General features: G+C 70.5%; 5 protein-coding genes. 4 read left to right on the forward strand and 1 reads right to left on the reverse strand.

What is annotated here, in order from left to right; all coding sequences use genetic code 11:
- Nucleotides 1-46: 46 nt before the first annotated feature.
- The 3 genes from ahcY to ACPA54_RS09855 all read left to right on the forward strand — a co-directional run bounded on the left by ahcY (nt 47) and on the right by ACPA54_RS09855 (nt 3,978).
- Nucleotides 47-1,486 (forward strand): adenosylhomocysteinase, encoded by a 1,440-nt coding sequence (ahcY, locus tag ACPA54_RS09845; protein WP_423528290.1) that lies wholly within the window; start codon nt 47-49, stop codon nt 1,484-1,486.
- A gap of 682 nt (nt 1,487-2,168) precedes the next feature.
- Nucleotides 2,169-2,918, forward strand: coding sequence for an HNH endonuclease family protein (locus ACPA54_RS09850; protein WP_423528291.1), 750 nt, complete (start codon nt 2,169-2,171; stop codon nt 2,916-2,918).
- 430 nt (nt 2,919-3,348) lie between these two features.
- A complete protein-coding gene (locus ACPA54_RS09855) occupies nt 3,349-3,978 on the forward strand; it encodes a hypothetical protein (RefSeq protein WP_423528292.1) in 630 nt (209 codons plus the stop codon).
- A gap of 222 nt (nt 3,979-4,200) precedes the next feature.
- Here the strand turns inward: ACPA54_RS09855 and ACPA54_RS09860 are convergent, their stop codons facing one another.
- Nucleotides 4,201-5,184, reverse strand: a complete 984-nt coding sequence (locus ACPA54_RS09860; RefSeq protein WP_423528293.1) for an RDD family protein — start codon at nt 5,182-5,184, stop codon at nt 4,201-4,203.
- 192 nt (nt 5,185-5,376) lie between these two features.
- Here ACPA54_RS09860 and ACPA54_RS09865 point away from each other — a divergent pair, with 192 nt between their 5' ends.
- Nucleotides 5,377-6,384 carry a stage II sporulation protein M gene (locus ACPA54_RS09865; protein ID WP_423528310.1) on the forward strand — a complete coding sequence of 336 codons (1,008 nt, stop codon included), beginning with the start codon at nt 5,377-5,379 and terminating at the stop codon, nt 6,382-6,384.
- The last annotated feature ends 717 nt before the right edge of the window (nt 6,385-7,101 follow it).

Below are 7,101 nucleotides of genomic sequence, written 5' to 3' on the forward strand. Positions count from 1 at the left end.
CACGGTCTCCACCTCATCCACCGCACGAAAACAGAGGACTGCCTTCATGACCTTCACCGACTTCAAGGTCGCCGACCTGTCGCTGGCGCCGTTCGGCCGCAAGGAAATCCAGCTCGCCGAGCACGAGATGCCCGGCCTGATGGCCATCCGCAAGGAGTTCGCCGCCGCCCAGCCGCTGGCCGGCGCCCGCGTCATGGGCTCGCTGCACATGACCGTGCAGACCGCCGTTCTCATCGAGACCCTCGTCGCGCTCGGCGCCGAGGTCCGCTGGGTCTCCTGCAACATCTTCTCCACCCAGGACCACGCCGCCGCCGCGATCGCCGTCGGCCCGAACGGCACCGTCGACGACCCGCAGGGCGTCCCGGTGTTCGCCTGGAAGGGCGAGACGCTCGACGAGTACTGGTGGTGCACCGAGCAGGCGCTGAACTGGCCGGGCCACGACGGCCCGAACATGATCCTCGACGACGGCGGCGACGCCACCCTCCTCGTGCACAAGGGCGTCGAGTTCGAGAAGGCCGGCGCCGTCCCGGCGACCGCCGCGGACGACTCCGAGGAATACGCCGTCATCCTCGGCGTGCTGCGCCGCAACCTCGCCGAGAACCCCGGCAAGTGGACCGCGATGGCCCCGCACATCAAGGGCGTCACCGAGGAGACCACCACCGGCGTGCACCGCCTGTACGAGATGTTCCAGGCCGGTTCGCTGCTGTTCCCGGCGATCAACGTCAACGACTCGGTCACCAAGTCGAAGTTCGACAACAAGTACGGCTGCCGCCACTCGCTCATCGACGGCATCAACCGCGCCACCGACGTGCTCATCGGCGGCAAGGTCGCCGTGGTGTGCGGCTACGGCGACGTGGGCAAGGGCTGCGCCGAGTCGCTCCGCGGCCAGGGCGCGCGGGTCATCGTCACCGAGATCGACCCGATCTGCGCGCTCCAGGCGGCGATGGACGGCTACCAGGTCACCACGCTCGACGACGTCGTGGAGATCGCCGACATCTTCGTGACGACGACCGGCAACAAGGACATCATCCTCGCGTCGCACATGGCGAAGATGAAGCACCAGGCGATCGTCGGCAACATCGGCCACTTCGACAACGAGATCGACATGGCCGGCCTCGCGAAGACCCCCGGCATCGTCAAGGACGAGGTCAAGCCGCAGGTCCACACCTGGACGTACCCGGACGGCAAGACGCTGATCGTGCTGTCCGAGGGCCGCCTGCTCAACCTGGGCAACGCGACGGGCCACCCGAGCTTCGTGATGTCGAACAGCTTCGCGAACCAGACGATCGCGCAGATCGAGCTGTTCACGAAGACCGAGGAATACCCGATCGGCGTGTACACGCTGCCGAAGCACCTCGACGAGAAGGTCGCGCGCCTCCACCTGGACGCGCTCGGCGTGAAGCTGACGACGCTCACCGAGTCGCAGGCCGCCTACATCGGCGTGCCGGTCGAGGGCCCGTACAAGCCGGAGCACTACCGCTACTGAGCCCGGCTGACACCGCCGCGAAACCTCCGACCGCCCCCACCGGTTCGCCCCGGTCGGGGCGGTCGCACGCCGCGGGTGGGTGCGTCCCCGCCACGGGACACGCCCGCCCGCGGCATTTCCGGAGAAAAGCCGCTTTCCGGGCTAGAGTCTGAGCTGCCCGGGCCGCCCCCGAACCCGCCCGCTCCGCGGCCGGATTCGCCCCCGCCGGACCCGGGACCACGCGGGCGACCCGGGAAGGCGACACGATGCGCAACCGGCTGGACGCGTGGGCGGCCCTCGCGGAGTGCCTCCAACTCGTACCGCTGACGGCGGACTCGGGCATCGTGCCGCCGGGGTGCGACCCTGCGGCGGGGCCCGCGCCTTCGCCCTCCGCGCCCGCGCCCTCGTCGCCGCGGCCGCCGGCCTCGCCCGGCTCGCCGGGCAAGCCGCCCGCGACGCCCGGCAAGGCGCCCTCCTCTCCCGCCCCCGCGGCCTCCCCGACGCGGCCCGCCCCGCCGTCCGGCGACCCGCCCGAGGGGTGACCCACGTCGTGCCGAAAGCCCCCGCCGGGAACTCATCCTCCCGACGGGGGCTTTCGCACATGCCGACGCAGTACCCACGCTGAACCCAACACATCGGCGCCCGAACCGTCGCACGACCCGCGGTGCGGGAGGCCACAACTCCATCGAAGGAACTCGGGGACATGCACAAGACACGCCTCATGGCGGCCGGAATCGCCATGGCCGCACTCGCCCTTGCCGGTTGCAACAAGTCCGACGACACGGTCGCTCCGCAGGGCGCGGCTCCCGCCGCACCCGCGGGCCCGGCCACCGCACCCCTCGCCAACGCCGACGGCACCGGCCGCGGCCTCGCCCCGGTCACCAGCGCCGCGGACAAGGCGGCCGGCCGGGCTCTCATCGACAAACTCCGCACCGCACCGAACGGCCCCAAGACCGGCTACAGCCGGGACCAGTACGGGACGGCGTGGTCCGACAAGGCGAGCGGCGTACCGCTGAGCGGCAACAAGTGCGACACCCGCGACGACATCCTCAAACGGGACGGTTCGAACGTCCAGTACAAGGACAAGGCATCGTGCGTGGTGTCGGCGATGACGCTGCCGGACCCGTACACCGGCAAGGACATAGCGTTCACGAAGAGCAAGGCGAGCACGGTCCAGATCGACCACATCGTCCCGCTGAGCGCGAGCTGGCAGATGGGCGCCGACAAGTGGCCGGCCGCCAAGCGCATGCAACTCGCCAACGACCCGCTCAACTTGCTGGCCGTCGACGGCCCCACCAACGGCGGCAAGGGCGACTCGATGCCCGCGGCTTGGCTGCCCCCGAACCCGAACATCCGCTGCGCGTACGTGATCCGGTACGCGCAGGTGTCGCTGAAGTACGACCTGCCGGTGACCCCGGCGGACAAGACGGCGATGGCGGGGGTGTGCGGGTGAGGTGAGGGCGGCGGGGCGCGAGGGGTTGTGGACGGCCGGGTGCGGGGGCGGTCGTCGAACCGGCCGCGCGGCCGGTTCGGCGCGAGCTGCGAGCGGCTCGCCCCAGGGCGAGCAGTACGACCGCCCGCTCGGGGCTGAGGGGCGAGCACTCGACGGCGGCGGGGGGTGGGGGATGTCGCGGGCGTGGTCTGCGGGCGTCGGGAGTGTGGCCTGTCGACGGGTGCGGGCGACGGCCTGGGCCACAGGCAAGCCGTGGCCGTGCACACGCGGGTGGTCGACCCGGTCGTGTGCGCGGGTAGTGGGACGACGCAGTCTGGGCGTTCTGCCGCCGACCTTTCACCGCCGTGCCGGCGCAGCGGTCTTCACTGCGTTTGTGTCTCCTCGCCGCGCGGCCACCGTGCTCTGATCCCGACCGCCTAAAGTCGATCGCATGCCGACCGGCCGCTATTCGTTCCACGACCCGCATGACGGGGCTCCGCTCGGCGGCGAGCGGTTCCGGTGTGCGCCGGGTCCCGCGGGGTGGCGCTACACGGCCAGTGGCGAGGACGGCCGCGGCGGCATCGACCTGACCCTCGACGCCCGGGGCCGCCCGCTGCGGCTCGACGTGTCCGCGGGCGGGTGGCGGGTGCGCGGCGGCGCGACGGTCGTCGAGGGCGCGGCGGGGGTGGCGTGGATTCGCGTCCCGGCGGATCCGGCCCAGGCCGCCGCCGCACCGGTACCTGCGGAAGACGAGGCTCGCGCGGTCGCGTTCACCGGCCGGTCGCCGGCTTTCCTGGTGGCGACGGCGCGCCTGCTCGGGCTGACGGTCGGGGACTCGGTCCGGGTGCGCTTGGTCGACCTGACCGAGCCGTCGTTGGCAGCGCACCCGTGCGACCAGGCCTGGGCGTTGACCGGCATCGAGGAACACCCGACTCCCACGGGTCCCCTCCCGGTCGCCCGCTACGAGGTCGCCGACCTGGCGACGGGGACACGTGGAGTGGTCCACCTCGCAGGCGACGTGGTCTTGGCCGCACCGGGGGTCGAACTGGAGGACCTGGAGGGCCCACCGAACTTCGGCTGAGGCCCACCGGACCGGAGCTCGGGTGAGGACGGGGCGAGCGACGGCCCGGCACGGGCCGCTCGCTCGTGGGGCTCGCTCGTGGGGCTCGCGCAAGCAACCCCCTGTGCACAACAGCCCTCCTACCCCCGCGCCCCCACCCCCCACCTGTGGACAACCCCCACCACCGCAACCACCCCACCTGCTAATCAGGTTGGAAAGGGGGCCGAAAAATAAGTCAGACCATCACACCGGCGGCTTGAACCCCGTCCCCTTCGCCGCCTCTCCGTCCGCAACCCCTCGCTCAGACCCAGCCCCCGACTCCGCGCCGCCGCCCGCCGAGCCACCGCCCCCAGTCCCGGCCCCCACACCACCAGGCTCCCCAACCACCTCACCCACAACAACCGGCACCTCTGAGCCCCCCACCGACGTCCCCCCGCCGACCGGCCCCCACCCGGCGGCCCCGCCGACCGGCGTCATCGCGTTGCCTGCCTCTCGCGCGTAAGCCCGCCGCCCCCGCTCCGCCAGCACCGCCGCCAGGAACTCCGCCGGGTGCACCCCCACCGGCGCCGGAATCCCCACCCGTGCCGCGACCTCCGTCGCGAGCCGCATCCCCAGCGCGCCGGCGACCGCCGGGTCCAACTGCCCGAGCCGTCCCAAGTACTGCCGCGCCTGCAATGCCAGATCGTCCGTCAGCCCCGACAAGTCCAGCGACGCCGCCCACGCCGCCGCGGCCGGGTGCATCGCCACGGGCACGTGCCGCGCGCCGGGCGTCCGCTCCCGGACCACGAACGTGCCCGCCGCTTGGTCACCGAGCCGTTTCCCTCGCGTCGAGGCCAGCGACGAGATGACCGCGCCGCAGCCCACCGTCGTCCAGAAGTCCGCGAAAATCCCCACCAAGCCGCGCACCAGCGCGTGCCGGAACCGCACCGGACCGCCGTCGTCCCGGACGACCCGCAGCCCCAGCGCCATCTTCCCCGGCGACCGCCCCCGCGTCGCCGTCTCCCACCCGACCGGCCACCCCAGCAGCACCGCGACGACGAAAACCAGCACGACCGCCGTGCCCAACGCCGGGTCGACGCCGGTCAGCAGCGTCCCGAGCCCCCACCCGAACAGCAGCAGACATGCACCCTGCATCAGGAGGTCGAGGGTGAACGCAATCGCCCGGCTCGCCAGCCGCGCCGGCTGCAGGTCGAGGGAAACCGCCTCACCGGTGACCAGATCGCTCACGTGCGCCCCTGCTTTCCGCAGTACTCGAAGTACTCGCCGACGGCCTGCCCCACCTGCGACCCGATTCTCCTGACCGCCCCCCGCTCGCGACACCCCATACCCGCGATACCCGCATAGCGACGCACACGCCCCTCTCATGGTCTGATGACCACACCAGCGCCCACCCGCCGCGACGGAGGAGTTGCCCGCAGCATGGACGTCGACGTCTTCGTGGCGGTGCACCGCGGCGAATGGACCCGCCTCGACGAGCTGTCCCGTCGCCGCGCCAAGCTCACCGGCCCCGAGGTCGACGAACTCGTGACCTTGTACCGGCGTACGGCGACCCACCTCTCCCTCGTCCAGTCCGCCGCCCCCGACCCGGTCCTGGTCGGCCACCTCTCCTCGCTCGTCGCCCGCGCACGCTCCGCCGTCACCGCGCCGCGCGGCACCGCATGGCGCGATGCTCTCCTCTTCCTGACCACCCGCTTTCCGGCCGCGGTCTACCGGACCAGGCGCTGGTGGATCACCACAGCCGTCGTCTCGATCCTCGTCGCCACCCTGATCGGCGCCTGGGTCGCCGCGAACCCGTCCGTCCAGGCATCCATCGCCGCACCCGACGAGATCCGCGAACTCACCCGCCCTGGCGGTGACTTCGAGACCTACTACGACAGCAACCCGGCATCCTCGTTCGCCGCACAGGTTATGACCAACAACGCGTGGGTCGCCGCGGGGAGCCTGGCCCTCGGCGTACTGCTGGAGCTGCCGACGCTGTTCATCCTGTTCCAGAACGCCGCCAACATCGGAGTCTCCGGCGGCCTGATGGCCGCGGCCGGCCGCTTCGACGTCTTCCTCGGCCTCATCACCCCGCACGGCCTGCTCGAACTCACCGCCGTCTTCGTCGCGGCCGGCACCGGCCTGCGCCTGGGCTGGACGGTGATCGACCCAGGACCCCGCACGCGCGGCCGGGCCCTCGCCGAAGAAGGCCGCATCGCTCTCGGCATGGCCCTCGGACTCGCCCTGGTCCTCGTCGTGTCCGGCGTCATCGAGGCCTTCGTGACCCCGTCCGGTCTTCCTACATGGGGACGCATCGGCATCGGCGTCGCAGCCGAGGCTGCTTTCCTCACCTATGTCTTCGTCCTCGGTCGGCGCGCCGCGGCCGCCGGCGAGACCGGGGATATGGCATCCTCGGATCTCGCGGACGAGCTGCCGTCGGTCGGCTGATCGAGTGACGTTGACACGGACGACAGCGGACGCGTAAGTTTGAAGGGTTGTCGCAACGCTGGCAAGCAGCGCGACAACCTGGTAGCATCTACCGGTGTCGAGCGGGCGACTCCGTTCCTGTCGAGTCTTCGAGGGAACTGGGTCCCGGATCCGCCACAGAAGCACTCCTGATCCTCGCGATTGTTCTTCATGGTTCTTCCATGACGTCTGCCGTGAATTCTTTGAGCGCGCTCTGTCGGTGTTTTCCGAATTCGATCGCCCGACACGGGTTTGGCAGGCGGGAAACCGGCTGCTAAGCTCCAGGAGCCGAAAGAAAGAAGCCCTCCGGGGTGGATTTCCAAAGCAAAAGCAGAAGGCGAAGCGGGCCGAAAGGATCTGCTAAGCTGGAAGCGCCGGAAGAAAAGCCGAGAGGCGGTTCGGAAGGCCGGCGGAAAGCGAAATCAGACCGGAAACGGTGTGATACGCTGGAAGCGCAGAAACAAAGAAACACAGCAAAAACGAAGAAGCGAAACGCCCGGAGAGACCGGTGAAAGGGCCTCAAAGGAAGCGTCCGTTCCTTGAGAACTCAACAGCGTGCCAAAAGTCAACGCCAAAGAATATCCCCGGCGTTCACGACGAAGCAGACCGTCCGGTCTGTGGAGTGTGTTCGCAGGGATTCCTTTGAAAAAATCCTCCGGCTGGTCAGCGGCCGGGGGTCACAGCAAGGACGCAAGCGCA

This window comes from Uniformispora flossi (genome assembly GCF_049534875.1).
Taxonomy (GTDB): Bacteria; Actinomycetota; Actinomycetes; order Streptomycetales; family Streptomycetaceae; genus Yinghuangia; species Yinghuangia aomiensis.

Bases quoted from the DNA above. Each gene is read 5' to 3' on its own strand.
- ACPA54_RS09855 (WP_423528292.1), top strand. From the start codon at position 3,349: ATGCCGACCGGCCGCTATTCGTTCCACGACCCGCATGACGGGGCTCCG.
- ACPA54_RS09865 (WP_423528310.1), top strand. From the start codon at position 5,377: ATGGACGTCGACGTCTTCGTGGCGGTGCACCGCGGCGAATGGACCCGC.
- ahcY (WP_423528290.1), top strand. From the start codon at position 47: ATGACCTTCACCGACTTCAAGGTCGCCGACCTGTCGCTGGCGCCGTTC.
- ACPA54_RS09850 (WP_423528291.1), top strand. From the start codon at position 2,169: ATGCACAAGACACGCCTCATGGCGGCCGGAATCGCCATGGCCGCACTC.